Origin of the sequence: Pseudomonas sp. EA_15y_Pfl1_P101 (assembly GCF_963970835.1) — a bacterium.
GTDB classification, from domain to species: domain Bacteria; phylum Pseudomonadota; class Gammaproteobacteria; order Pseudomonadales; family Pseudomonadaceae; genus Aquipseudomonas; species Aquipseudomonas tritici.
Genome location: NZ_CAXAPA010000002.1, coordinates 259,402 through 285,092 on the forward strand (window position 1 = coordinate 259,402; position 25,691 = coordinate 285,092).

General features: G+C 60.5%; 28 protein-coding genes. 16 read left to right on the plus strand and 12 right to left on the minus strand.

Annotated features, from left to right (window positions below; genetic code table 11):
- Position 1: 1 nt before the first annotated feature.
- Genes AACY36_RS03550 through AACY36_RS03565 form a run of 4 tightly spaced genes read left to right on the plus strand, consistent with a single transcriptional unit; the run spans position 2 to position 2,569 of the window.
- Positions 2 to 436 carry a DUF4426 domain-containing protein gene (locus AACY36_RS03550; protein WP_339415254.1) on the plus strand — a complete coding sequence of 145 codons (435 nt, stop codon included), beginning with the start codon at positions 2 to 4 and terminating at the stop codon, positions 434 to 436.
- Positions 433 to 1,029 carry an RdgB/HAM1 family non-canonical purine NTP pyrophosphatase gene (gene rdgB, locus AACY36_RS03555; protein WP_339496758.1) on the plus strand — a complete coding sequence of 199 codons (597 nt, stop codon included), beginning with the start codon at positions 433 to 435 and terminating at the stop codon, positions 1,027 to 1,029. Before AACY36_RS03550 ends, rdgB begins: the two co-directional genes overlap by 4 nt.
- A complete protein-coding gene (gene hemW / locus AACY36_RS03560) occupies positions 1,026 to 2,228 on the plus strand; it encodes a radical SAM family heme chaperone HemW (RefSeq protein ID WP_339415252.1) in 1,203 nt (400 codons plus the stop codon). The genes rdgB and hemW overlap by 4 nt, the downstream gene beginning before the upstream one ends.
- Before the next feature lie 17 nt (positions 2,229 to 2,245).
- Positions 2,246 to 2,569, plus strand: a complete 324-nt coding sequence (locus AACY36_RS03565; protein WP_010207241.1) for a DUF3392 domain-containing protein — start codon at positions 2,246 to 2,248, stop codon at positions 2,567 to 2,569.
- Positions 2,570 to 2,727: 158 nt separating this feature from the next.
- On the opposite strand, the gene trmB is transcribed toward AACY36_RS03565, so the two are convergent.
- From trmB to AACY36_RS03585, 4 genes are all read right to left on the minus strand, one after another.
- On the minus strand, positions 2,728 to 3,453 hold the full coding sequence (gene trmB / locus AACY36_RS03570; RefSeq protein WP_339415251.1) for a tRNA (guanosine(46)-N7)-methyltransferase TrmB: 726 nt from the start codon (positions 3,451 to 3,453) through the stop codon (positions 2,728 to 2,730).
- Between the two features lie 9 nt (positions 3,454 to 3,462).
- On the minus strand, positions 3,463 to 4,257 hold the full coding sequence (locus tag AACY36_RS03575; protein ID WP_032884143.1) for a thiazole synthase: 795 nt from the start codon (positions 4,255 to 4,257) through the stop codon (positions 3,463 to 3,465).
- Between the two features lie 52 nt (positions 4,258 to 4,309).
- Positions 4,310 to 4,510: a sulfur carrier protein ThiS gene (thiS, locus tag AACY36_RS03580; RefSeq protein WP_163003275.1), complete on the minus strand. Its 201-nt coding sequence runs from the start codon at positions 4,508 to 4,510 to the stop codon at positions 4,310 to 4,312.
- 80 nt (positions 4,511 to 4,590) lie between these two features.
- Entirely contained in the window at positions 4,591 to 4,965 is a 375-nt protein-coding gene (locus AACY36_RS03585) for a DUF423 domain-containing protein (RefSeq protein WP_339415250.1), read from the minus strand.
- A 74-nt stretch (positions 4,966 to 5,039) separates the two neighbouring features.
- Between AACY36_RS03585 and mtgA the strand changes: the two genes are divergently transcribed.
- Positions 5,040 to 5,762 (plus strand): monofunctional biosynthetic peptidoglycan transglycosylase, encoded by a 723-nt coding sequence (mtgA, locus tag AACY36_RS03590; protein WP_339415249.1) that lies wholly within the window; start codon positions 5,040 to 5,042, stop codon positions 5,760 to 5,762.
- 98 nt (positions 5,763 to 5,860) lie between these two features.
- On the opposite strand, the gene rpoH is transcribed toward mtgA, so the two are convergent.
- The 4 genes from rpoH to ftsY form a co-directional block, all read right to left on the minus strand.
- The gene (gene rpoH / locus AACY36_RS03595) at positions 5,861 to 6,715 is read right to left on the minus strand and encodes an RNA polymerase sigma factor RpoH (protein WP_003176698.1); all 855 of its coding nucleotides are present in this window, start codon (positions 6,713 to 6,715) and stop codon (positions 5,861 to 5,863) included.
- Positions 6,716 to 6,843: 128 nt separating this feature from the next.
- On the minus strand, positions 6,844 to 7,869 hold the full coding sequence (gene ftsX / locus AACY36_RS03600; RefSeq protein WP_339415248.1) for a permease-like cell division protein FtsX: 1,026 nt from the start codon (positions 7,867 to 7,869) through the stop codon (positions 6,844 to 6,846).
- A complete protein-coding gene (gene ftsE, locus AACY36_RS03605) occupies positions 7,866 to 8,537 on the minus strand; it encodes a cell division ATP-binding protein FtsE (protein WP_003213784.1) in 672 nt (223 codons plus the stop codon). The genes ftsX and ftsE overlap by 4 nt, the downstream gene beginning before the upstream one ends.
- Positions 8,534 to 9,922, minus strand: coding sequence for a signal recognition particle-docking protein FtsY (ftsY, locus tag AACY36_RS03610; RefSeq protein ID WP_339415456.1), 1,389 nt, complete (start codon positions 9,920 to 9,922; stop codon positions 8,534 to 8,536). Before ftsY ends, ftsE begins: the two co-directional genes overlap by 4 nt.
- Before the next feature lie 285 nt (positions 9,923 to 10,207).
- Between ftsY and AACY36_RS03615 the strand changes: the two genes are divergently transcribed.
- Genes AACY36_RS03615 through AACY36_RS03630 form a run of 4 tightly spaced genes read left to right on the plus strand, consistent with a single transcriptional unit; the run spans position 10,208 to position 14,681 of the window.
- On the plus strand, positions 10,208 to 11,563 hold the full coding sequence (locus AACY36_RS03615) for a M16 family metallopeptidase (protein WP_339415247.1): 1,356 nt from the start codon (positions 10,208 to 10,210) through the stop codon (positions 11,561 to 11,563).
- Positions 11,556 to 13,046, plus strand: coding sequence for a M16 family metallopeptidase (locus AACY36_RS03620; RefSeq protein WP_339415246.1), 1,491 nt, complete (start codon positions 11,556 to 11,558; stop codon positions 13,044 to 13,046). Before AACY36_RS03615 ends, AACY36_RS03620 begins: the two co-directional genes overlap by 8 nt.
- Entirely contained in the window at positions 13,046 to 13,663 is a 618-nt protein-coding gene (gene rsmD, locus AACY36_RS03625) for a 16S rRNA (guanine(966)-N(2))-methyltransferase RsmD (protein ID WP_339415245.1), read from the plus strand. The genes AACY36_RS03620 and rsmD overlap by 1 nt, the downstream gene beginning before the upstream one ends.
- A 22-nt stretch (positions 13,664 to 13,685) precedes the next feature.
- Positions 13,686 to 14,681: a hydrolase gene (locus AACY36_RS03630; RefSeq protein WP_339415244.1), complete on the plus strand. Its 996-nt coding sequence runs from the start codon at positions 13,686 to 13,688 to the stop codon at positions 14,679 to 14,681.
- Positions 14,682 to 14,709: 28 nt separating this feature from the next.
- Here the strand turns inward: AACY36_RS03630 and AACY36_RS03635 are convergent, their stop codons facing one another.
- Both AACY36_RS03635 and AACY36_RS03640 read right to left on the minus strand, forming a co-directional pair.
- Positions 14,710 to 15,564, minus strand: a complete 855-nt coding sequence (locus AACY36_RS03635; RefSeq protein ID WP_339415243.1) for a sulfurtransferase — start codon at positions 15,562 to 15,564, stop codon at positions 14,710 to 14,712.
- A 33-nt stretch (positions 15,565 to 15,597) separates the two neighbouring features.
- Entirely contained in the window at positions 15,598 to 16,269 is a 672-nt protein-coding gene (locus AACY36_RS03640) for a TetR/AcrR family transcriptional regulator (protein ID WP_339436152.1), read from the minus strand.
- Positions 16,270 to 16,415: 146 nt separating this feature from the next.
- Here AACY36_RS03640 and AACY36_RS03645 point away from each other — a divergent pair, with 146 nt between their 5' ends.
- The 5 genes from AACY36_RS03645 to AACY36_RS03665 all read left to right on the plus strand — a co-directional run bounded on the left by AACY36_RS03645 (position 16,416) and on the right by AACY36_RS03665 (position 21,026).
- Positions 16,416 to 17,843, plus strand: coding sequence for a coniferyl aldehyde dehydrogenase (locus tag AACY36_RS03645; protein WP_339415242.1), 1,428 nt, complete (start codon positions 16,416 to 16,418; stop codon positions 17,841 to 17,843).
- Positions 17,844 to 17,871: 28 nt separating this feature from the next.
- On the plus strand, positions 17,872 to 18,417 hold the full coding sequence (locus tag AACY36_RS03650; RefSeq protein ID WP_339415241.1) for a twin-arginine translocation pathway signal protein: 546 nt from the start codon (positions 17,872 to 17,874) through the stop codon (positions 18,415 to 18,417).
- Between the two features lie 76 nt (positions 18,418 to 18,493).
- The gene (locus AACY36_RS03655) at positions 18,494 to 20,089 is read left to right on the plus strand and encodes a GMC family oxidoreductase (RefSeq protein ID WP_339415240.1); all 1,596 of its coding nucleotides are present in this window, start codon (positions 18,494 to 18,496) and stop codon (positions 20,087 to 20,089) included.
- A gap of 103 nt (positions 20,090 to 20,192) precedes the next feature.
- A complete protein-coding gene (gene coaD / locus AACY36_RS03660; protein WP_049711086.1) occupies positions 20,193 to 20,672 on the plus strand; it encodes a pantetheine-phosphate adenylyltransferase in 480 nt (159 codons plus the stop codon).
- A 102-nt stretch (positions 20,673 to 20,774) separates the two neighbouring features.
- A complete protein-coding gene (locus AACY36_RS03665) occupies positions 20,775 to 21,026 on the plus strand; it encodes a YfhL family 4Fe-4S dicluster ferredoxin (RefSeq protein ID WP_339496759.1) in 252 nt (83 codons plus the stop codon).
- Between the two features lie 71 nt (positions 21,027 to 21,097).
- Here AACY36_RS03665 and mutM read toward each other — a convergent pair whose 3' ends face one another.
- Positions 21,098 to 21,910 carry a bifunctional DNA-formamidopyrimidine glycosylase/DNA-(apurinic or apyrimidinic site) lyase gene (gene mutM / locus AACY36_RS03670; RefSeq protein WP_339415239.1) on the minus strand — a complete coding sequence of 271 codons (813 nt, stop codon included), beginning with the start codon at positions 21,908 to 21,910 and terminating at the stop codon, positions 21,098 to 21,100.
- Between the two features lie 21 nt (positions 21,911 to 21,931).
- On the minus strand, positions 21,932 to 22,744 hold the full coding sequence (locus AACY36_RS03675; RefSeq protein WP_339415455.1) for an HDOD domain-containing protein: 813 nt from the start codon (positions 22,742 to 22,744) through the stop codon (positions 21,932 to 21,934).
- A 267-nt stretch (positions 22,745 to 23,011) separates the two neighbouring features.
- Here AACY36_RS03675 and AACY36_RS03680 point away from each other — a divergent pair, with 267 nt between their 5' ends.
- On the plus strand, positions 23,012 to 24,208 hold the full coding sequence (locus AACY36_RS03680) for a class I SAM-dependent rRNA methyltransferase (protein WP_049711083.1): 1,197 nt from the start codon (positions 23,012 to 23,014) through the stop codon (positions 24,206 to 24,208).
- Between the two features lie 125 nt (positions 24,209 to 24,333).
- Positions 24,334 to 25,524, plus strand: a complete 1,191-nt coding sequence (locus tag AACY36_RS03685; RefSeq protein ID WP_339496760.1) for an MFS transporter — start codon at positions 24,334 to 24,336, stop codon at positions 25,522 to 25,524.
- Positions 25,525 to 25,691: the final 167 nt, after the last annotated feature.

Below are 25,691 nucleotides of genomic sequence, written 5' to 3' on the forward strand. Positions count from 1 at the left end.
CATGAGTCGTTTGGCTGTTTTTCTATTGACCGCTTGCCTGGGCGCCAGCGCCATGGCCGCGGACGCTATCGACGCAAATCGCAAGAAAGACTTTGGCGATATCACCGTCCACTACAACACCTTCACTTCCAGCTTCCTGCAACCGGAAACCGCCCAGAAGATCGGCGTGGTGCGCAGCAAGGAGAAGGGTTTGATCAACGTAACCGTGATCAAGGGTGTGACGCCAGTGGCGGCGCAAGTGACGGGCACCATCAAGGATTTGGGCGGTAAGAGCGAGATACTGACGTTCAAGCAAATCGAAGAAAAAGGCGGGATTAACTACCTCGCCCCTTACGCCGTGACGCAGCGGGAATACAAGACGTTTACCATCAATGTTGAAACCGGTGGCAAAGCCCATAGCTTCCAATTCAACCAGGAACTGTTTCCGGCGCAATGATAAACCTTACCCAACTCGTACTCGCCAGCCACAACGCCGGCAAGCTTAAAGAACTCCAGGCGATGCTCAGCGAATCCGTGCAATTGCGCTCGATTGGCGAGTTCAGCCAGGTGGAGCCGGAAGAGACCGGCCTGTCCTTCGTCGAGAACGCCATTCTCAAGGCACGCAATGCGGCACGTATTTCCGGCCTGCCGGCGCTGGCGGATGACTCGGGCCTGGCGGTGGACTTCCTCGGCGGCGCCCCTGGCATTTACTCGGCACGTTACGCCGACGGCAAAGGCGACGCGGCCAACAACGCCAAGTTGCTCGACGCCCTCAAGGATGTACCGGACGCGATGCGCGGCGCGCAGTTCGTGTGTGTGCTGGCCCTGGTACGACATGCCGATGATCCATTGCCGATCCTGTGCGAAGGCCTGTGGCACGGGCGCATTCTGCATGCGGCCAGCGGTGAGCATGGTTTTGGCTATGACCCGCTGTTCTGGGTACCGGAACGTAATGTCTCGAGCGCCGAGTTGAGCCCGGCCGACAAGAACCAGATCAGCCATCGCGCTCGCGCAATGGATTTGCTGCGCCAACGCCTGAGCCTGAAATGACCCAGAACACCTCCGCGCAGCCGCTGATCCACGGCGGCGCGCAAACACCCCGGGCGGCCCTGCCTGTGCTGCCGCCCCTGGCGCTGTATATCCACATCCCGTGGTGCGTACGCAAATGCCCCTATTGCGACTTCAACTCCCACACCGCCAGCAAGGTGCTGCCGGAAGAAGACTATGTGGACGCCTTGCTGGCCGATCTCGATCAGGACCTGTATGCGGTTTACGGTCGCGAACTGAGTTCGATCTTCTTCGGTGGTGGTACGCCCAGTCTGTTCAGCGCCGCAGCGCTGGGCCGCTTGCTTGAGGGCGTGGAAGCACGCATCCGGTTTGCCAGCGATATAGAGATCACCCTGGAAGCCAACCCAGGGACGTTCGAGCAAGAGAAATTCGTGGCTTATCGCAAGCTGGGGATCAATCGCCTGTCCATCGGCATCCAGAGTTTCCAGCAGGAAAAGCTCCAGGCCCTGGGACGTATCCACAATGGTGATGAAGCCGTGCGTGCAGCGGGCATGGCGCGCCTGGCCGGGTTTGATAACTTCAACCTGGATTTGATGCACGGTTTGCCCGATCAGTCCCTGGACGACGCGTTGAGCGATTTGCGCCAAGCCATCGCGCTCAAACCCTCGCACTTGTCGTGGTACCAACTGACCCTGGAGCCCAACACCGTATTCTGGAACCAGCCGCCCGCGCTGCCGGAAGACGATACGCTGTGGGATATCCAGGAAGCGGGCCAGGCGCTGCTTGCTGAACACGGTTACGCGCAATATGAAGTCTCGGCCTATGCCCAGCCAGGTCGCCCGGCGCGGCATAACCTGAACTACTGGAGCTTCGGTGACTTTATCGGCATCGGCGCCGGCGCCCACGGCAAACTCAGCCATCCGGACGGGCGCATCGTGCGCACCTGGAAGACGCGAGCGCCGAAGGACTACCTCAACCCGGCCAAAAGCTTTCAGGCTGGGGCGAAAGAGCTGACTAACGAGGAACTGCCGTTTGAGTTCCTGATGAACGCTTTGCGCCTGACCGAAGGTGTCGAAGCCAAGCTCTACGCCGAGCGCACCGGCCTCGATCTGGCAAGCCTGGATGACGCACGCACGGATGCAGAACAAAGCGGCTTAATGCAGGTCGAACCGTCACGCCTGGCGGCGACCGACCGCGGGCAACTCTTTCTCAATGACCTGCTGCAGAAGTTTTTGAGCTGACGCTCTAAGGAAATCGAATGGATTTGGTACTCGACCTGCTCGCCACCGTATCCCGCTGGAGCCGCAGCAACCTGTCGGAAATATCCCTGGCCCTTGTGGGCTGTTTGCTGGTGCTGTTTGGCGCTGATATCAAAGGCTGGGTAGAAGCCCGCCTGGGCAGCGTCGCCGGCGCATTGCGCGTCCCGTTGATGGCGCTGCTGTGCATGATCGGCAGCGGCGCGGCGTTGATCTATGCCACACCGTGGATTGTGCGAGGGTTGAGCCAGTTCAATAACTACAGCCTGGCACCGGTGCTGGTGGTGGTGCTGGTGTTGATTGGGGTTGTGGCAGACCGCCGCTGACCTAAAGCCCAACACAAAACAAATGTGGGAGCTGGCTTGTCGGATCGCCGCACCGCTGCGATAGCATCACCTGGGTATCACTGATACACCGAGGTGTCTGCATCGCAGCGGTGCCGCGATCCGACAAGCCAGCTCCCACAGTTTTGACCGTGTGCTACTCAGTCGATTTTTTCGAACTTCAAATCCCACACCCCATGCCCCAATCGCTCGCCGCGACGTTCGAACTTGGTGATCGGGCGCTCAGCCGGGCGTGGCACGCATTTGCCGTCTTCGGCCAGGTTGCGGTAGCCGGGGGCCACGTTCATGACTTCCAGCATGTATTCCGCGTACGGTTCCCAGTCGGTGGCCATGTGCAAGATGCCGCCGACCTTGAGCTTGCTGCGTACCAGCTCCGCGAAGGAAGCCTGGACGATACGGCGCTTGTGGTGACGGGATTTATGCCAAGGATCCGGGAAGAACAGCATCAGCCGATCAAGGCTGTTGTCGGCGATGCAGCGGTTGAGCACTTCGATCGCGTCGCAGTCGTAGACCCGCAGGTTGGTCAACCCTTGGGTCAATACGCCGTTGAGCAACGCGCCAACACCTGGGCGATGCACTTCAACACCGATGAAATCCTGTTCTGGCGAGGCTGCCGCCATTTCCAGCAGGGAGTGGCCCATGCCGAAGCCGATTTCCAGGGAACGCGGGGCCGAACGGCCGAACACCTGGTCGTAATCCACCGGTGCGTCGGCCAGGGGCAGCACAAACAAGGGTGCGCCTTGCTCCAGGCCCTTTTGCTGGCCTTCGGTCATGCGACCGGCGCGCATCACAAAACTCTTGATGCGGCGGTGCTTGGACTCGTCGGCGTCGTCCAGAGTGTTCGGCGTTTCGTTTGATTCAGTCATCAATGGCTCTTACTTGATCAGACCATCCAGCGGCGAGGAGGCGCTGGCGTAGAGTTTTTTCGGCATGCGACCGGCGAGGTACGCCAGGCGGCCCGCGACGATGGCGTGTTTCATGGCTTCAGCCATCATGATTGGCTGTTGGGCATGGGCGATGGCCGAGTTCATCAGCACTGCGTCGCAGCCCAGTTCCATGGCGATGGTAGCGTCGGAGGCAGTGCCCACGCCCGCGTCGACCAGCACGGGAATCTTGGCTTCTTCAAGGATGATCTGCAGGTTGTACGGATTGCAGATACCCAGACCGGAACCGATCAGACCGGCCAGCGGCATCACGGCGATACAGCCGATTTCGGCCAGTTGGCGCGCGATGATCGGGTCATCGCTGGTGTAGACCATCACGTCGAAGCCTTCCTTGACCAGCGTTTCAGCGGCCTTGAGGGTCTCGATCACGTTGGGAAACAGGGTTTTCTGGTCGGCCAGCACTTCCAGCTTCACCAGATTATGGCCGTCGAGCAGCTCACGGGCCAGGCGGCAGGTGCGCACGGCTTCAATGGCGTCGTAGCACCCGGCGGTGTTCGGCAAAAAGGTGTAGCGATCCGGCGACAGCACTTCGAGCAGGTTCGGCTCGCCTTCGATCTGGCCGAGGTTGGTGCGGCGCACGGCGAAGGTGACGATCTCGGCGCCCGAGGCTTCAATGGCCAGGCGGGTCTCTTCCATGTCGCGGTACTTGCCGGTACCCACTAACAGGCGGGACTGGTAGGTACGACCGGCCAGGACGAAGGGCTTGTCGCTACGAACGATGCTCATGGGAAATCCTCGAAATGGGGTGAGGTTCTGCAGAATTCAGCAAGCTGCGCGACTAGCCGCCGCCGATGGCGTGGACCACTTCGACCTGGTCACCGTCGGTGAGCGCGGTCTCGGCGTGCTGGCTACGCGGGACGATATCCAGGTTGAGCTCCACTGCGACGCGACGCCCGGTCAGGTCCAGACGGGTCAGTAGGGCCGCAACGGTTTCACCGTCGGGCAGTTCAAGGGACTCGCCGTTCAACTGAATGCGCATGCCAGGGGCCGCCATCGTTTTTAGGGGCCAGCATTCTAGCGCGATTGGGACCTGAAGGTCAGCTTCAAGCGTCAAGCGGTCTAAAGCTGCAAGCGCCACGCCGCCAGCCCCAGAAAGAACCAGCCGAGCAGAAAGGCCAGGCCACCAAATGGCGTGATGATGCCGAGCTTGCTGATACCGGTCATCGTCAGCACATACAGGCTGCCGGAGAACAGCAGGATGCCGACGGCAAAGGAGATACCCGCCCAGGTGACCAGCCGGCCAGGAATGTGCGCGGCCAACAGTGCCACGCCAAACAGGGCCAGGGTGTGCACCAGTTGGTAGGTCACACCGGTATGGAAGATCGCCAGGTATTCGGCACTCAGGCGGTTCTTCAGGCCGTGGGCGGCGAAGGCGCCAAGGGCGACACCGGTGAAGCCGAAAAAGGCAGCCAGCATCAGAAAGCTACGCAGCATGAGGAACTCCAGTCAGACTCATCGGGCAGGGTCTGTATAATGGCCCGCTCAACGGGTTCGGCCAAGCCATCTCTATGCTGCGTGTCCTCTTCAAACGCTTTCTCAACGTCGTCAAATGGCTCGCCATCGGCAGTGTGCTGTTGGTCCTGCTGTTTCGCTTCGTCCCGCCGCCCTTCACTGCGCTGATGGTGGAGCGCAAGGTCGAATCGTGGCTTGACGGTGAGCCCATCGACCTGCAGCGCAGCTGGGTGCCGTGGGACGAGATCTCCGATGACCTCAAAATGGCGGTGATTGCCGGTGAAGACCAGCACTTCCCGCAGCACTGGGGTTTTGATTTCGGCGCAATCCAGGCGGCGATCCAGCACAACGAGCGCGGCGGTTCGATACGCGGCGCCAGCACGTTGAGCCAGCAGGTGTCGAAAAACCTGTTCCTGTGGGCCGGCCGCAGTTATTTACGCAAAGGCCTGGAGGTTTGGTTTACCGGGCTGATCGAGGTGTTGTGGCCCAAGCAGCGGATTCTTGAGGTGTACCTCAACAGCGTTGAGTGGGATGAAGGGGTGTTTGGCGCAGAAGCGGCAGCGCGGCATCACTTTGGGGTAAGTGCCAAGGGGCTTTCTCGGCAACAGGCCAGCTATTTGGCCGCCGTACTGCCTAACCCTCGGGTCTGGAGTGCCAGCCATCCGACGGCGTATGTGGCAAGGCGCGCGGCGTGGATTCGGCAGCAGATGGGCCAGTTGGGTGGGGATGGTTATCTGGTTGAGTTGAATAACTCCCGCAAGGCGCCTTGGTCCGACTGACCCAACCTCTCTCGACAGCGGCTACGGTCAGTTAATAGATGCAAACAAAAATGCCCCGATCTCTCGATCGGGGCATTTTTTTGGCTTTTCGCAGCGTTTTAGGCGGCGATCGACAACTTCAGCTTATTCATCGCGCTTTTCTCAAGCTGACGAATCCGCTCAGCCGACACGTTGTACTTCTGTGCCAGGTCGTGCAGCGTGGCTTTTTCTTCCGCCAGCCAGCGCTGGTAGAGGATGTCACGGCTGCGGTCGTCCAGCACTTCCAACGCTTCGTGCAGGTTGTGGTTGGAGTTGTCGCTCCAGTCCGCATCCTCCAATTGACGCGCCGGGTCGTACCGGTGATCTTCCAGGTAGTTGGCCGGCGATTGGAAGGCGCTGTCGTCGTCCGCTTCGGCGGCCGGGTCGAAGGCCATGTCATGGCCGGTCAGGCGGCTTTCCATCTCGCGCACTTCACGCGGCTCCACGCCGAGGCTTTCGGCCACACGGTGGACTTCCTCGTTATTCAGCCACGCCAGGCGTTTCTTCTGGCTGCGCAGGTTGAAGAACAGCTTGCGCTGGGCCTTGGTGGTCGCGACTTTCACAATGCGCCAGTTGCGCAGGATGAACTCGTGGATTTCCGCCTTGATCCAGTGGACGGCAAACGACACCAGGCGCACACCCATTTCAGGGTTGAAGCGCTTGACCGCCTTCATCAGGCCAACGTTGCCTTCCTGGATCAGGTCAGCCTGGGCCAGGCCGTAGCCGCTATAGCTACGGGCGATATGTACGACAAAACGCAGGTGGGCGAGCACCATCTGCCGAGCCGCCCCCAAATCCTGCTCATAGTAGAGACTCTCGGCCAGTTCACGCTCCTGCTCAGGCGTCAGCAATGGAATGCTGTTCACCGTGTGCACATAGGCTTCCAGGTTCGCACCTGGCACCAAGGCATAAGCAGGTTGCAAAGAAGTGGTCATACGAAAAAACCTCCGACTCACATAACTCGTGCAGTTCAGCACTGCGAAAATTGACCGGGAACCGTAGGACAAGTTCCCTAAACCACTGATACGGTCAATACAACGTAACCACATTAATCTGGCATTAACTACTTCGGTGCCAACTCACGTAAATGCCGTGCAACCGCAATCCAGGCACCGATATACCCCAACAGTACTGCGCCAAGCAAGAGGCTCAGACCATCGGCGACCGGCACACCGGCCAAGGCGAAATCACTGCCATAAAGTCCGGCAAGCCCGACAACCGCGTCGTTCAGCCAGTCAAGGCCAAACGCCAGCACCCCCCAGGACAAAATCCCGGCACCGAAGCCATAAAGCGCGCCCATGTACAGAAAAGGACGACGCACATAGCTGTCCGTGCCGCCGACCAGTTTAATCACTTCTATCTCGATGCGACGGTTTTCAATATGAAGACGAATGGTATTACCTATCACCAAAAGTAATGCAGACACCAACAGCACCGTCAGCCCGAACACAAACCGGTCGCCCAGCTTCAGAATCGCCGCCAGCCGCTCAACCCAGACTAGATCAAGTTGCGCCTGTTGCACCTTGGGCATCTCTGCGAGTTTTTGTCGCAGGGCTTCCAGCGTCGGCTTATCGACTTCGTTCGGTGTTACCAGAACCACGCCCGGCAGCGGGTTCTGCGGCAGCTCCTTGAGCGCCTCGCCCAGGCCGGATTGTTGCTGGAACTCTTCAAGAGCCTGATCACGGCTGATGTACTCAGCCTCCGCCACGCCGGGCATATTCTTGATGTCATCGCGCAGGGACTCGCCGTCTTTGGCGCTGGCGTCGATGTTCAAGTACAGGGAAATTTGCGCCGCGCGCTGCCAGGAACCGCCCAGGCGCTCGACATTATTGAGCAGCAACGACAAACCCATCGGCAGGCTCAACGCCACAGCCATCACCAGGCAGGTGAAAAAACTGCCGATCGGCTGCTTGCCCAGGCGACGCAGGCTGTCGAGCAGGCTGGCGCGATGGCTTTCAATCCAGGCGCGCAGCAAGGTGCTGAAGTCCGGGCCGTCGTCTTCGTCGTGTTTTTTCTTCTTCTGCGGTTGCGGGTCGGCCGGTTTCGGCGCCACGCGCTCGGAGACTTTAGGGCTGCGTGTTGCACTCATACGCCGGCCTCCCCGTCACCGATCAGGCGGCCGCGTTGCAGGGTCAGCATGCGATGGCGCATGCGCGCGATCAGCGCGAGGTCGTGGCTGGCGATCAGCACGCTGGTGCCCAGGCGGTTGATGTCTTCGAATACCCCCATGATCTCGGCCGCCAGTCGCGGGTCGAGGTTACCGGTGGGTTCATCAGCCAGCAGCAAGGCCGGGCGATGCACGATGGCGCGGGCGATGCCGACACGCTGTTGCTGGCCGGTGGACAGGTCGCCGGGGTAGAGATCAGTCTTGTCAGACAGCGCCACGCGCTCAAGGGCCGAGTCCACGCGCTTGACGATCTCGGCCTTGGACAGCCCGAGGATCTGCAACGGCAGCGCGATGTTATTGAACACCGTGCGATCGAACAGTAACTGGTGGTTCTGGAACACCACGCCGATCTGGCGGCGCAGGAAGGGAATCTGCGCATTGCTGATAGTTGCCAGATCCTGACCCGCCAGCAGCAGTTTGCCGGTGGTTGGGCGCTCCATGGCCAGCAGCAGGCGCAGCAAGGTACTTTTGCCTGCACCGGAATGGCCGGTGACAAACAAGAATTCGCCGCGACGCACTCGAAAGCTCAGCTCATGCAAGCCGACATGCCCGTTGGCATAGCGTTTACCGACCTGTTCGAATCGAATCATGAACGCTCCCGCTCGGCAAAGAGCGCCTGTACAAAGGGTTCGGCTTCAAAGGTGCGCAGGTCGTCGATGCCTTCACCAACGCCGATGTAACGAATCGGCAGCCCGAACTGTTTAGCCAGGGCGAAAATCACACCGCCCTTGGCCGTGCCGTCGAGCTTAGTCAATGCCAGGCCGGTCAGTTGCACCGTCTGGTTGAATTGTTTGGCCTGGCTGATGGCGTTCTGGCCGGTACCGGCGTCGAGCACCAGCAGCACTTCGTGCGGCGCGTCTGCATCCAGCTTGCCGATCACGCGGCGCACTTTCTTCAGTTCTTCCATCAAATTGTCTTTGGTGTGCAGGCGACCGGCGGTATCGGCGATCAGCACGTCGATGTTGCGCGCCTTGGCGGCTTGCACGGCATCGAAGATAACCGAGGCGGAATCGGCGCCGGTGTGCTGGGCGATGACCGGGATCTTGTTGCGCTCGCCCCAGACCTGCAACTGCTCAACCGCTGCAGCACGGAAGGTATCGCCCGCGGCCAGCATGACTTTCTTGCCTTCCGACTGAAGTTTCTTGGCCAATTTACCAATGGTGGTGGTCTTGCCGGCGCCGTTGACGCCCACCACCAGGATCACGAACGGCTTGTTCGGGGTGATCACCAGCGGCGCTTCCACCGGTTTGAGCATGGCGGCCAGCTCTGCCTGGAGGGATTTGTAGAGCGCGTCGGCGTCGGTCAGCTGCTTGCGCGCTACCTTCTGGGTCAGGCTCTGGATGATTACGGCAGTAGCTTCGACGCCCACGTCGGCGGTGAGCAGACGGGTTTCGATGTCTTCCAGCAGTTCGTCATCAATGACTTTTTTGCCGAGGAACAGGCTGGCCATGCCTTCGCCGATGCTGGCGCTGGTTTTGCTCAGGCCTTGCTTGAGGCGGGTGAAGAAGCCAGCTTTGCTGGTTTGCGCAGTGTCAGCGACAGGCTCGGGCTCGACGGCGGCAGGCGGGGATTCGACCACCGTTGGCGCAGGCACTTCAACGACGGGCGGCGCTTCGACCACGATGTCAACCGGCGCAGCCACAGCCGGAATCGGCGGTGCCACATGCTCGGCCTGCACATCTTCAACCAACGCCACAGGCTCTTCGGCCACCGGCAACTCAGGCCACGGCTTGTGCTCTGGCCCTGGCTCACCCTCTGCCACCGGCTGCAACACCGGTTCAGCCATCGGCAACACCACCGGCGCTGGCGTTTCGGCGACCGGTTCGGCTTCTACTATAGGGTCAGGGATCGGTTCAGCTTGAACCTGCGGCTGTTCGACGACGGTTTCCTGCGGCTTTTTGCGCAGCCATCCGAACAGGCCTTTCTTCTCGCCAGCCGCAGCTGGGGTCTTCTTGTCGTCGTTGGAACCAAACATGGAGACGGCTATCTCAAGGTAGCGACGCGCCAAGGGGCGCTTCGGTAAATAAAATTTGATGCGTAACAGACTGTTTTTTAGCCAGCTCGTTCATGCGCAACATTTTGTAAGGCCTAAATAGGGCCTCAACAGGACCGCCGCAGTGGCCGTCCTTAAGTCGGATCAGTATCCTAGGGCGTGTCATTCATCATTACCAGTGCCACTGGTAATGATGAATGACACGCCCTAACCTCCTCGCCCGCCGACGCTAAGACCAAGCGGTCAGCCCAACAGGTTTAAAAACGAATGAATGCTCTAGCCCGCCGCGCCGCAGGCCTGCTGTTCGGTACAGTTTGTCTGCCTCTGTCAGCCTTGGCTGCCGACCCACAACCCACCCATGAGTTCACCCTGGATAACGGCCTCAAGGTGGTCGTGCGCGAAGATCATCGCGCGCCAGTGGTGGTTTCCCAGGTGTGGTACAAGGTCGGTTCGAGCTACGAAACCCCGGGCCAGACCGGTTTGTCCCACGCCCTGGAGCACATGATGTTCAAGGGCAGCGCCAAAGTCGGCCCCGGCGAAGCCTCGCTGATCCTGCGCGACCTCGGCGCCGAAGAAAACGCGTTCACCAGCGATGACTACACCGCCTACTACCAAGTGCTGGCGCGTGACCGCCTGGGTGTGGCCTTCGAGCTGGAGGCCGACCGCATGGCCAGCCTGCGCCTGCCGGCCGACGAGTTCAGCCGCGAGATCGAGGTGATCAAGGAAGAGCGCCGTCTGCGCACCGATGATAATCCGATGTCCAAGGCCTATGAGCGCTTCAAGGCCATGGCCTTCCCGGCCAGCGGTTATCACACGCCGACCATCGGCTGGATGGCCGACCTGGACCGCATGAAGGTCGAAGAGCTGCGCCACTGGTACCAATCCTGGTACGTGCCGAACAACGCGACCCTGGTGGTGGTCGGCGACGTCACCCCGGACGAGGTAAAAAACCTTGCCAAGCGCTACTTTGGCCCGATCCCCAAGCGTGACGTACCACCGGCCAAGATCCCGATGGAACTGGCCGAGCCGGGCGAACGCCTGCTGACCCTGCATGTGCAGACTCAACTGCCGAGCGTGATCCTGGGTTTCAACGTACCTGGGCTGGCCACCGCCGAAGACAAACGCTCGGTACAAGCCCTGCGCCTGATCTCGGCCTTGCTGGACGGCGGCTACAGCGCGCGTATCTCCGAGCAGTTGGAACGCGGTGAGGAACTGGTCTCCGCTGCCTCTACCCACTACGACGCCTACACCCGTGGCGATACCCTGTTCATGCTGACCGCCACTCCCAACCAGCAGAAAAAGAAAACCGTGGCCCAAGCCGAGGCCGGCCTGTGGCGCCTGCTGGAAGAGCTGAAAGCCAAACCACCGACCGCCGAAGAACTGGAACGCATCCGAGCCCAAGTCATTGCCGGCCTGGTCTACCAGCGTGATTCCATCACCAGCCAGGCTACGGCCATTGGCGCGCTGGAAACCGTCGGTTTGTCCTGGAAGCTGATGGACACCGAACTGGCCGACCTGCAAAGCGTGACCCCGGAAGATATCCAGAAAGCCGCGCGCACCTATTTCACCCGCGAACGTCTCAGCGTCGCCCATGTCCTGCCCCAGGAGACCGCTCATGAGTGATCGCAAAAACAGCCGCCTGATCTTTCCCGGCCTGATCGCTGTCACCTTAATCGCCGCCGGCGCCGTGTACTTCATGCGTCCGACTGAATCGGTTGCGAGCCCAGCGCTGGAAAAAGCCCAATCGGGCAATACACTGCAATCCCTGACGGAACTGGACGGCAAGGCGCCGACCAACCGCAAGCTCGACGTGCAGACCTGGAATACCGCCGAAGGCGCCAAAGTGCTGTTCGTCGAAGCCCACGAACTGCCGATGTTCGACGTGCGCATCCTGTTCGCCGCTGGCAGCAGCCAGGACGGCGACGTGCCTGGCCTGGCGCTGATGACCAACGCCATGCTCAACGAAGGCGTGCCGGGCAAGGACGTGAGCCAGATTGCCCGCGACTTTGAAGGCCTCGGCGCGGACTTTGGCAACGGCGCATTTCGCGACATGGCGCTGGTTTCCCTGCGCAGCCTGAGTGACAGCGACAAACGCGACGCCGCCTTGACCCTGTTTGATCAAGTGATCGGCAAGCCAACTTTCCCGGCCGATTCCCTGGCGCGGATCAAGAACCAGATCCTGGCCGGCTTTGAGTACCAGAAGCAAAACCCCGGCAAGCTGGCGAGCCTCGAGCTGTTCAAGCGCTTGTACGGTGACCACCCTTACGCTCACCCAAGCGAAGGCACGCCGCAAAGCGTTCCGAAGATTACCCTGGCGCAGTTGCAGGCGTTCCACGCCAAGGCTTATGCAGCGGGCAACGCGGTGATTGCCGTAGTCGGCGACATGACCCGCGCCGAAGCTGAAGCCATGACGGCCAAGATTTCCTCATCGCTGCCCAAAGGCCCGGCCCTGGCAAAAATCGCCCAGCCCACCGAGCCCAAGCCCGGCCTGACCCGTATCGAGTTCCCGTCCAAGCAGACGCACCTGCTGTTCGCGCAACTGGGGATCGACCGCGCCGACCCGGACTACGCAGCCTTGTCCTTGGGCAACCAGATCCTCGGCGGCGGTGGTTTCGGCACTCGCTTGATGAGTGAAGTGCGTGAAAAGCGCGGCCTGACCTACGGCGTGTACTCCGGTTTCTCGCCGATGCAGGTGCGCGGACCGTTCATGATCAATCTGCAGACCCGCGCCGAAATGAGCGGCGGCACCCTGCGTCTGGTTGAGGATGTGGTCGCCGACTACCTCAAGACCGGCCCGACGCAAAAAGAACTGGATGACGCCAAGCGTGAGCTGGCTGGCAGCTTCCCGCTGTCTACCGCAAGCAACGCCGATATCGTCGGGCAGCTGGGCGCGATGGGTTTCTACAACCTGCCGCTGAGCTATCTGGAAGATTTCATGAAACAATCCCAGGCCCTGACCGTAGAACAGGTCAAGGCTGCAATGAACAAACACTTGAGCGCGGACAAGATGGTCATCGTGACCGCCGGCCCGACGATTGCGCAAAAGCCACTACCGCCCCCCACTGATAAACCCGCCGAGCAGCCGCTCGGGGTTCCGGAGCATTAATGGCCAGTTCATCTCGCCCGAAAAAACCTGTCCACAACGTGCATAACGGTGTGGGCCAGCTGCGCATCATTGGCGGCGAATGGGGCAGCCGCAAGCTGAGCTTCCCCGACGTCGTAGGCCTGCGCCCGACGCCAGATCGCGTGCGCGAAACCCTGTTCAACTGGCTCGCACCTTACATCGCAGGGGCCAAGGTGCTGGACCCGTTCGCGGGCAGCGGCGCGCTGTTCCTGGAGGCGCTGTCCCGTGGTGCCGCCCAGGCGCAGGCACTGGACGCCAGCAATGTGGCCGTCTCCAGCCTCAAGGAACACTTGGGCACCCTGCGTTGCACCAACGGCCAGGTGCAAACCGCCGACGCGCTGCGCTACCTGGAAACCCAAGCCGCCAGCGAGTACGACGTGGTGTTCCTCGACCCGCCGTTCAACCAGAACCTGCTGCCGACCGTGTGTGCGCTGCTGGAAGAACGCCAATGGCTGGCGCCGGATGCGTGGGTCTACACCGAAAGTGAGACTGCGCCGTCGACACTGGGCTTGCCGGGCGCGTGGCGCCTGCACCGGGAGCAGAAGTCCGGTCGGGTGTATTACGCGTTGTGGCACCGCGTGGTCGAAACCGCCGCCTAAACCTGTGGTGAGCGGGACCCTCATGAAGCCTTTCACTGAAAAATTCACCCCCGCCTTCGGCCTCGGCAACCCCCACTTGCAAACGCTATGGGGGCCGCTGTGCCGCCCCACCACTCATATCGAGCGCCAACGCGAACGCCTGTGGCTGGACGACGGCGACTTCCTCGACCTCGACTGGCACGGGCCTCATGACACGCAAGCACCTCTGGTGCTGGTGCTGCACGGGCTGACAGGTTCGTCCAACTCACCCTACGTAGCGGGCTTGCAAAAAGCCCTCGCCGTCCAAGGCTGGGCCAGCGTGGCGCTGAATTGGCGCGGTTGCTCGGGTGAACCCAACCTGCTGGCACGCAGTTACCACTCCGGCGCCAGCGAAGACCTGGTCGCAGCGGTTGCTCATCTGCGCGCCAAGCGGCCTTTGGCGCCGTTGTACGCGGTGGGTTATTCCCTGGGCGGCAATGTGCTACTCAAGCATTTGGGCGAAACCGGAAAGGCGTCGGGGCTACAAGGCGCGGCGGCGGTGTCGGTGCCGTTTCGCCTGGATCAGTGTGCGGACCGGATCGGCCTGGGCTTTTCGCGGATTTATCAAAAACACTTCATGCGTGAAATGCTCGCGTATATCCGCGTCAAGCAAAGCCGTTTTCTACAGGATGGTCGGGCTGACGGGCTTAAAACCCTGGAGTCCCTCGGCTCACTGGAGAAGATGCGCACGTTCTGGGACTTCGATGGCCGCGTGACCGCGCCGCTGCACGGCTACCTGAGTGCGGAGGATTATTACCGCCGCGCATCGAGTCGTTATTACCTGGCCAGTATCCGCACGCCGACCCTGATTATCCAGGCGGCGGATGATCCGTTTGTGTTTGCCCATAGCCTGCCAGAGGCCAGCGAGCTGTCGGACTGCACTGAGTTTGAGCTGACGGACAAGGGTGGGCATGTTGGGTTTGTTGAGGGCTCGCTCAAACGCCCCGGTTACTACCTGGAGCGCCGGATTCCCCAGTGGTTACTGACACAACACGGTTAAACATGTGTGGGCTTGCTCGCCGGACAACTCAGTCGCCGGTAGCGACTTCCCGCTGCGGATCAGTAATCCACTCACTCCAAGACCCCGCATACAACTTACCCAAGGGATAACCCGCCAGGCTCAACGCAAACAGGTTGTGGCAGGCCGTCACGCCTGAACCGCAATACGCCACCAGCTCATCCGGCGAGCGCCCCCGGAGTTGGGCAGCAAAGCGCTGCTTAAGCTGATCTGCCGGCAGGAAGCGACCGTCGCTGCCCAGGTTTTCGTTAAACGCCGCGCATTGCGCCCCAGGGATATGCCCGGCAATCGGATCGATAGGCTCCACTTCGCCGCGAAAACGCGGTTGAGCGCGCGCATCGATCAGCGTCAATCCCGGCTGGCCCAGGCGTTTTTGCAGGTGTTCGGCATCGAGCAGCAGGCGATTGTCCGGCGTCCCCGCGAAAGTGCCAGCTTCAACGACCGGCGTATCCAGGCTCAACGCGAAACCCGCGGCATGCCATGCCTTGAGGCCGCCATTCAGAATAAACACGCCATCACGCTTGCCCAACCAAACCAACAGCCACCATGCCCGCGCGGCGTAGGCGCCAGGACCGTCGTCATACAGCACCACATCGGTGTCAGCGCTGATGCCCCAAGCCCGTAATTGCCGAGCGAACGTCTGCGCTGCCGGCAACGGATGACGCCCGGTCACACCCTTGGTCACCGGCCCGCTCATATGACGTTCCAAGTCAGCATACTGCGCGCCCTCGATATGCCCTTCGGCGTAGCTGCAGCGCCCGTAGTTCGGGTCTTCCAGGGCAAAGCGGCAATCCAGGATCACCAACCCGCCAGCCTTCTGGCGCTCGGCCAGTTGCTGGGGACTGATCAGTTGGGCAAGCGGCATGACGGCCTCCTATGAATAGATTCGAGAAAGGTCCTACTTCACTTCTTCCAATGCCTGATTCAACGGCACGTAAAACTCTTTGAATAAGGCGTCCACGGCCTCTTTCGCCTGGGGCGTGACAAACCCAGCCTCCAGCACCAACACCTGATACACCCCGCGCTTGATGGCCTCGGCGCTCAAGTGGGTGGAATTTTCGTTGGTCGTGCACAAAAAACGCACCCAGGAGGTCAGGATAATCCACGCATTGAGGGTCAGCGCCTCGGTTTGCACCGGGTCCATATTCAGAATGCCGGCATCGACAAACCCCTGGTAAATCGCGCCGCCCTGGATCAGGCAGCGCTGGGAAAAACGCCGATAGCCGGTGGCCAGTTCTGGATCGCTTTCCAATAGGTGTTCGAGGTCGCGGTGCAGGAAACGATAACGCCACATGCCGGCCAATACGGCTTGCAGGTAGAAGCGCTTGTCCGCCACGGCCATGGCACGACCTTGAGGCGGGCGCAGGAAACTGTCCACCAGGGCTTCGTATTCGCGAAACAGTACGGCGATGATCGCCTGCTTGTTGGGGAAGTGGTAGTACAGGTTGCCCGGCGAAATTTCCATATGGGCGGCGATGTGGTTGGTGCTCACACTGCGCTCGCCCTGCTGGTTAAAAAGCTCCAGGCTGGTTTGCACAATGCGCTCGCTGGTCTTTACTCGTGGTGCCATAGGGGATCAGCTTCTGTACACGTGATGGGGCATCTTACGGCCTATCCTTGCCAGGATAAATGTGCATGTTGCTGCGATGTTATTTGACAATTTAGAGTAATGACTCTAAAAACTCAGGCAGACCTATAACAATCGGGAACGCCGCCATGTCTGCCAACGTTGCCTACTTGCAAGATTCCCAGGTGCTGGATCAACTCCAGACCCTGTTCGATGCGCAACGCTGCGCCTACGCCGCCAACCCAATGCCACCGGCCGCACAGCGCCAACAATGGCTGAAGGCTCTGCGTGATTTGCTCAGCGACGAGCGCCAGGCGTTGATCAACGCGATCAGCCAGGACTTCAGCCACCGCAGCGCCGACGAAACCCTGTTCGCCGAACTGATGCCCAGCCTGCATGGCATTCACTATGCCAGCAAACACCTGAAGGGCTGGATGAAACCGTCCCGGCGAGCTGTAGGCATTGCCTTCCAACCGGCTTCGGCCAAAGTTATCTACCAGCCCTTGGGCGTTGTCGGGGTGATCGTGCCCTGGAATTACCCGCTGTACTTGGCCATCGGTCCGCTGGTCGGCGCGTTGGCGGCGGGCAACCGGGTGATGCTCAAGCTCAGCGAATCTACCCCTGCCACCGGCGAACTGCTCAAGGCGCTCCTGGCAAAGGTCTTCCCGGAGGATTTGGTGTGCGTGGTGCTGGGTGAAGCCGAAGTAGGCATGGCGTTCTCCAAGCTGCCCTTCGACCACCTGTTGTTTACCGGCGCCACCAGCATCGGCAAGCATGTAATGCGTGCGGCGGCCGAACACCTCACGCCGGTCACGCTGGAGTTGGGCGGCAAGTCGCCGGCCATCGTGTCCGCTGATGTACCGCTCAAGGATGCTGCCGAGCGCATTGCCTTCGGTAAAGCGTTGAACGCCGGCCAGACCTGCGTGGCACCCGACTACGTGCTGGTGCCGGAAGATCGTGTCGACGGTTTTGTCGAGGCCTACACCCAGGCCATTCGCGGGTTTTATCCGACCCTGGCCAACAACCCGGACTACACCGCCATCATCAACGAGCGACAACTGGCCCGGCTCAATGCCTACGTGAAAGACGCCACCGACAAGGGCGCCACCCTGATCCCGCTGTACGACCAGGGCCAGGCGCGGCGCATGGCTCACAGCCTGTTGTTGAATGTCAGCGACGACATGACCGTGATGCAGGACGAAATCTTCGGCCCGGTGCTACCGATCGTGCCGTATCGCGGCATCGACCAAGCCTTTGCCTACATCAACAAGCGCCCTCGCCCACTGGCCCTGTATTACTTCGGCTACAACAAAAGCGAGCAAAACCGCGTGCTCCACGAAACCCATTCCGGTGGCGTGTGCCTGAACGACACCTTGCTGCACGTGGCCCAGGACGATATGCCGTTCGGCGGCATCGGCCCCTCGGGCATGGGCCATTACCACGGTCACGAAGGTTTTCTTACCTTCAGCAAAGCCAAGGGTGTGTTGGTGAAACAACGCCTGAACGCGGCGAAGTTGATCTACCCACCCTACGGCAAATCCATCCAGACGTTGATCCAGAAGCTGTTCGTTCGCTGATACCGCCACCCACGGGATAACAACAACAATGAACCCTAGCCTGACTGATTCACCTGCGCTTTCACGGCGCGGCGTCTTGAAAATCGGCTTGTGCGCCAGTGCCTTCCTGGCCACCGCCGGGCTCGGCGCCAGCCTCAGCGGTTGCTCCAGCAGCACGCCGGCCAGCGGCTTTGCCATGTTGCGCAGCAGTGACTTGCCCTTCTTGCGCGCAGTCATCCCAGTGCTGCTCGAAGGCGTCGCCAGCGCCCAGGAAGTCACCCGCGGGATTGAAGACACGCTTAAGAAGCTCGACTTCAGCCTGCAGCGCCTGTCGCCGGAGATGTTCAAGCTCACCCAACAACTGTTCGACGTGCTGGGCATGGGCATTACCCGTGGGCCGTTGACCGGGATCTGGGGCAGCTGGGAAAACGCCAGCGGCGAACAGATTCGCAACTTTTTGCACCGCTGGGAAAACAGCTACCTGAACCTGCTGCGCATGGGCCAGGGCTCGCTGCTCAAGCTGGTGATCATGGCCTGGTACTTCCAGCCGGCGTCCTGGGCCCACTGCGGCTATCCGGGCCCGCCCAAGATCTGACCCTGATAACCCACTCAAAAATGTGGGACCGCAACGTCGTAGCCAGTGATATCTATAACAACAAGAGTGCACTTCTATGCCCGTACCTGATCTGTTCCGCGACGGCATGGCCCGTGGTTGGAAAACCCATAACGGCGCCGCCCTCGACAGCGACCTGACCCTGGAAGCCGATGTGGCGATCATCGGCAGCGGCGCAGGTGGCGGTACCACCGCAGAAATCCTCAGCGCTGCCGGCTACAAAGTGCTGCTGATCGAAGAAGGCCCGCTCAAGACCAGCAGCGATTTCAAGCTGCTCGAGGACGAGGCCTACACCAGCCTGTACCAGGAGGGCATCGGCCGCATGAGCAAGGATGGTGCGATCACCATCCTGCAGGGTCGGGCGGTAGGTGGCACCACACTGATCAACTGGACGTCGAGCTTTCGCACCCCGGACGCCACACTCGCCCATTGGGCCAGCGAATATGCGGTGAAGGGTCATAGCAGCGCCGAGATGGCGCCGTGGTTTGAAAAGATGGAACAACGCCTGGGCATAGCGCCCTGGGCCCTGCCGCCCAACCCGAACAATGATGTGATCCGCAAAGGTTGCGAAAAGCTCGGTTACAGCTGGCATGTGATCCCGCGCAATGTGCGTGGCTGTTTCAACCTCGGGTATTGCGGCATGGGCTGCCCGGTCAACGCCAAGCAGTCGATGCTGGTGACCACCATTCCCTCCACCCTGGAACAGGGCGGCGAGCTGCTTTACCTGGCACGCGCCGAACGCCTCGTCTACAACGGCGACACCATCAGCAGCCTGGAATGCGTGGCCCTGGACGACCTGTGCGTGGCGCCGACCGGACGTAAGATCACGGTAAAAGCCAAGCATTACGTGCTCTCGGGCGGTGGTATCAACAGCCCGGCGCTGCTGATGCGCTCGGATGCTCCGGACCCGCATTCACGGTTGGGCAAGCGCACCTTCCTGCATCTGGTGAATTTCTCCGCAGCGCTATTCGATGAGATGATCAACCCGTTCTATGGCGCACCCCAGTCGATCTATTCCGACCATTTCCAATGGCAGGACGGCACCACTGGCAAAATGTCCTACAAGCTAGAAGCGCCACCCTTACACCCTGCGCTGGCGAGCACCCTACTCGGCGGCTATGGCACCCAGAACGCTCTGGATATGAGCCAATTGCCCAACACCCACGCGATGCTGGCGTTGCTGCGCGACGGCTTCCACCCCGACAGCCCGGGCGGCAGCGTGGAATTGCGCGGCGACGGTACGCCAGTGCTTGACTATCAGGTCTCGGATTACGCCTGGGACGGCCTGCGCCGAGCGTTCCACAGCATGGCCGAAATCCAGTTCGCGGCGGGCGCCAAGTCGGTCAAGCCGCTGCACCACGACGCGCGCTACGTGAAAACCCTGGCCGAAGCGCGCAGCCTGATCGACGGGCTCAACCTGGAACTGCACCGCACCTGCCTGGGCAGCGCCCATGTGATGGGCGGTTGTGCCATGGGTGAAGACCCGAAAAACGCAGTGGCCGACAGCCTCGGTCGTCATCACCAACTGCGCAACCTGTCGATCCACGATGGCTCGCTATTCCCCACCAGTATTGGGGCCAATCCACAATTATCGGTGTACGGTTTGACCGCGCAACTGGCGACGGCTTTGGCCGAACGTCTGAAAACAGCATGAAAAAACGCGCGATAAGCGGCATGTATCTACATAAGTCGACTTGGCCGACCGGGATGGCTGCGATACCATCCGGTTCCCCAACGGACTCCGCCAGGACGACGCGATGAACCGAGTGTTGTACCCAGGTACCTTCGACCCGATTACCAAAGGCCATGGCGATCTGGTCGAACGCGCCTCACGCTTGTTCGACCATGTAATCATCGCGGTCGCGGCCAGCCCCAAGAAAAACCCGCTGTTTCCCCTGGAACAGCGCGTGGAGCTGGCGCGTGAGGTCACCAAACACCTGCCCAACGTGGAAGTGGTGGGGTTTGCCACACTGCTGGCGCACTTCGCCAAAGAGCAGAACGCCAATGTGTTCCTGCGTGGCCTGCGCGCGGTGTCGGACTTCGAATATGAATTCCAATTGGCTAACATGAACCGCCAATTGGCGCCGGACGTGGAAAGTCTGTTCCTCACGCCGTCTGAACGTTATTCGTTCATTTCCTCGACGTTGGTCCGTGAAATTGCCGCTTTGGGCGGCGATATCACCAAGTTCGTGCACCCGGCCGTGGCCGATGCGCTGACACTGCGCTTCAAGAAGTAAGACCGCTTAATCGGCGCCTGCTCGCACTGCGGGCGCCAATGCGGCACAATTGCGCGCATTAGTTTTCAGATGCCTTGGCTGACAGCCCTGGCAGGAGTTTCCATGTCCCTGATCATCACCGACGATTGCATCAACTGCGACGTCTGCGACCCCGAGTGCCCGAACGCCGCGATTTCCCAAGGCGAGGAGATCTACGTGATCGACCCTAACCTGTGCACCCAGTGTGTCGGCCACTATGACGAGCCTCAGTGCCAGCAAGTGTGCCCGGTAGATTGCATTCCGCTGGATGAAGCCCATCCGGAGACGGAAGAGCAGTTGATGGAGAAGTACCGGAAGATTACCGGTAAGGCCTGAGGCTCTTTAGTGACTGCAAGGGCCTCTTCGCGAGCAAGCCCGCGAAGGCTGCATCAGCCTTCGCACATCAATCAGCGCTGACACTTAGGGCAAAACACACTCGCCCGCTGCCCCAGCACCACATTGCGCAACTCAGTCCCGCACACCTTGCATGCCTCGCCGCTGCGGCCATAAACGAACAATTCCTGCTGGAAATACCCCGGCTGCCCGTCACCGCCGATAAAGTCCCGCAGCGTCGTACCACCGCGCTCGATAGCGGCGGCCAGGATGCGCTTGATCTCAATCGCCAACTTCAGATAACGCGCCCGCGAAATACCTCCGGCCTCGCGACGCGGATCAATGCCCGCCGCAAACAGCGCTTCCGTCGCGTAAATATTGCCCACACCCACCACCACCGCGTTGTCCATGATGAACGGTTTCACCGCCATCGACCGTCCACGGGACAGTTGAAATAAGCGATCACCATCAAACAGGTCCGTCAGCGGCTCTGGCCCCAGGCGAATCAACAGCTCATGATTGTGCGGGTCCTGGCTCCAAAGCATCGCGCCGAAACGCCGCGGGTCGGTGTATCGCAGGGCCAGGCCGGATTCGAGCTCGATATCCACATGCTCATGCTTGGCGGCCGGCATGCCGACTTCCACCAGGCGCAGGTTGCCCGACATGCCCAGGTGGCTAATCAACGTGCCCACTTCGGCATTGATCAACAGGTACTTGGCCCGCCGCTCCACCAGCACGATGCGCTGCCCGGACAGGCGCACATCAAGGTCTTCCGGGATCGGCCAGCGCAAGCGCCGTTCACGCACCACCACGCGGCTGACGCGCTGGCCTTCCAGGTGCGGTGCAATGCCGCGCCGGGTGGTTTCGACTTCTGGTAACTCGGGCATGTGTACCTCGTGAAGGAAGGGTCAGTGCGCGCCCAGCTCGCGGATCGACAACTTCATGCTCTCGAAGTCGTAGTCCGACAGCCCCACGTAGTCCAGCACCAGGTGGCCGATAGTATTCCACTCATGGTCGATGGTCTGATTGCCCAGCACGCGGCAGGACGAGCAGACGTGCTCGGCCATTTTCAGGATCGCCAGCAAGTTTTTAAGCTGCGGATTACGCGACGACTCATCACTGAAGATCGCCAAGGCGTTGTGGTGATTGGCGATGGCGTCGGTCACATGCTCCGGCAGGCGCCAGGACTTGGCGGTGTAGTAACCCACCACCGCATGGTTGGTGTTGAACGCGTTGTTCTCGGTGTCGACCACACGGCAATCGGGCCCCGCATTGGCGTAGGCCTGCTCCAGCACGGCCATGTAATTGGGGAAGCGCTTGAGCATCAGCGGCACGCCGCAATCGTGGAACAGCCCTAATGCATAGGCTTCGTCGACCGCCTGGGCGCCGGTGCGCTTGGCCAGGGTGAGGCAGGTCATGGCCACATCCTGGGCGGTGTCCCAGAAGCGGTTGAGGGTGACGATGGTGTCGTCGCTCATCTCGCCTTTGATCGACAGGGCGTTGATCAGGTTGATGATCGAACGGCTGCCCAGCAGGTTCACCGCGCGCTGAATCGAGGCGATCTTGTTACTCAGCCCGTAATAGGACGAATTGACAATCTTCAGCAGCGCGCCGGAAAGGCCCGGGTCCTGGGAGATCAACCGCGCGATCACCTCCAGGTCCGGGTCGGGCATGTACTGCTCCATCTGCAAATCCACCATGATCTGCGGTTGAGGCGGCACGCTGATGCCTTGCAGGGTCTGCTGGATCTGTTCGGCGGAAAGCTCTTGGGACATAAGTACATACTCCGGGCTAGAGGGCGATTCTAACCTTTATAGGAAGCTGACCGACACATCAAAACCCGGATTAAAAATGGATCAAAAGTGGGAGCGGGCTGGCTCGCGAAAGCGGTATACCAGTCGGCGGATCCAGTGCCTGACCCACCGCTTTCGCGAGCAAGCCCGCTCCCACACAAGGTATACTCCCGCTCTTTTTTCCGGAGCGACGTCATGTCCCTGCCAAGCCTGCGCCTCAAACCCAATGCCGATCGCCGTTTGCGCAACGGCCACCTGTGGGTCTACAGCAACGAAATCGACGTGGCGGCCACCCCACTTCACGGCTTCCAGGCAGGCGACCAGGCTATCCTGGAAGCAGCCGGCGGCAAGACCCTGGGCATCGTGGCCATGAGCCCGAACAACCTGATCTGCGCCCGCCTGCTGTCGCGCGACATCAAGTTGCCTTTGGACAAGTCGCTGCTGGTGCACCGGATCAACGTGGCGCTGTCACTGCGTGATCGCCTGTTCGACAAGCCGTTCTACCGCCTGGTGTACGGCGATTCCGACCTGCTGCCGGGCCTGGTAGTCGACCGTTTCGGCGACATCCTGGTGGTGCAGATCGCTTCGGCGACCATGGAAGCGCATAAGGAAGACGTGATCGCTGCGCTGACCCAAGTGCTCAAGCCGAGCGGCATTCTGTTCAAGAACGACTCCGCCGCACGCGACGCCGAAGGCCTCAACCGCTACGTCGAGACCGTATTCGGTCTGGTGCCTGAATGGGTCGCCCTGGAAGAAAACGGCGTGAAATTCGAAGCCCCGGTGATCCAGGGCCAGAAAACCGGATGGTTCTACGACCACCGCATGAACCGCGCCCGCCTGGCCCCGTACGCCAAAGGCAAGCGCGTGCTCGACCTCTACAGCTACATCGGCGGCTGGGGCGTGCAAGCTGCGGCTTTCGGCGCCAGTGAAGTGTTCTGCGTCGACGCCTCCGCCTTCGCCCTCGACGGCGTGGAGCGCAACGCCGCGCTGAACGGTGTTGCCGAGAAGATGACTTGCATTGAAGGCGACGTGTTCGAAGCCCTCAAAGAGCTGAAAGCCAGCGAAGAACGCTTCGACGTGATCGTCGCCGACCCACCGGCCTTCATCAAACGCAAAAAAGACATGAAAAACGGCGAAGGCGCCTACCGCCGCCTCAACGAGCAAGCCATGCGCCTGCTCAGCAAGGACGGCATCCTGGTCAGCGCCTCGTGCTCCATGCACCTGCCGGAAGACGACCTGCAAAACATCCTGCTGACCAGCGCCCGTCACCTGGATCGCAATATCCAGATGCTGGAACGCGGCGGCCAGGGCCCGGATCATCCGGTGCACCCGGCGATTGTTGAGACCCGGTATATCAAGAGCATTACGTGCCGGTTGTTGCCCAATAGCTGATGCTATTGACCTGTAGGGACTTCCGGGTTCCTACAGGTTTTAAGGAAGTTTCGTCCCGCACCAGACTTTGACTTTCCTCCCCACAGGCTCGATTCTCCCCTTCCTCACGGAATCGAGGCTCGCTCATGTCGGCTGCTATCACGCTCGCTGAAAAACCATTCATTGTTTTCTGGCTGATGACCATGACCCTGCTGGGCGTCTTCCCTCTTGACGCCGTGCTGCCTTCCTTTCCCGCTTTGGCGGAACACTTCCACACATCGACAACCCATATCGCCCGATCAGTCAGCCTGTTCGCCATTGGCTTTTCATGCTCAATGCTGTTGATCGGCCCGTTGTCCGACAAGATCGGCCGCAAGAAGCTGCTACTGGCCAGCATGGTCGTGGCGATCATCGGTGCCGCCGGGTGCTTGACCGCCAGCAACACCCCCCAATTCCTGTTCTTTCGCGTCATCCAAGCCATGGGCTGCGGCGGTTTCATATTGTCCCAGGCGTTGGTGCAGGACCTTTTTTTCGGCAGAGAACAAGAGCGTTTGCGCATAGCAATGGTCACGGCCGGAGGAATCTTCATTTCGATTTCGCCGCTGCTGGGCGCGTGGCTGCAACTGCATTGGGGCTGGCAAGCCAGCTTCTACGTGTTCATAGCCCTCTGTACAGCATCCTTGATCATGGCTAACCGGTTACTCCATGGCGGCATGCCTCAAACAGCCGCGAGCCGATACAGTATTTTCAAGGCCTATACCAAGGTCTTCGCCAACAGCCATTTCGTCAGCTATGCCACGATCTCCGCGATTACCTTCGCCTGCCACTTCTCGTTCATCGTTGTTTCACCGCTCATATTCATGGACCAACTGAAACTGTCACCCCATGAGTACTCACTGACCTTACTCCTCTATGGCGCCGCTTACGTATTGGGCGGCGTCTGTGCAGGCTTCCTGCACAAACGCCTGCCTGCTGCGACTCAGATGGCCATAGGGCTGGTGCTGATCGCGATTTCTGGGCTGGTCATGCTACTTCTGGCCTATCAGTTCGGCTTATCAACGCTGACCGTACTGGTGCCCATGCTGCTCTGCACGGCGGGCACGACCATCACCCGGCCCATTTCCAACTCCAGGGCCATGAGCTTGTTTCCAGACAGTGCGGGGACGGCGGCATCAGCCGTAGCAGCAGTGTTGTTCATTGCCGGCGGTCTTATCAGTGCATTCATCAGCACCTTTACTCACCAGCTAAGCACTGCGCTTGGCCTGTGCTTTCTAATTCTGAGCATCGTCGCACTGGCGTTGAACGCATGGGTGCGGCGCCACCCGCACGTCCCGTAGCCGCCATCTTCACGGTTGCAGCCATTCCCTCCAGCCGCCAGCGGTGTAGAATCGGCCTATTCATCGCCAGTCATCCCCCGGCGGGTTTATGAGCTCAAGGCCCAAGCAAGCGGCGATCCCGCGACGCGAGTGGCAACTTTTGGACACACGGCCATTTTCTGAGTGTT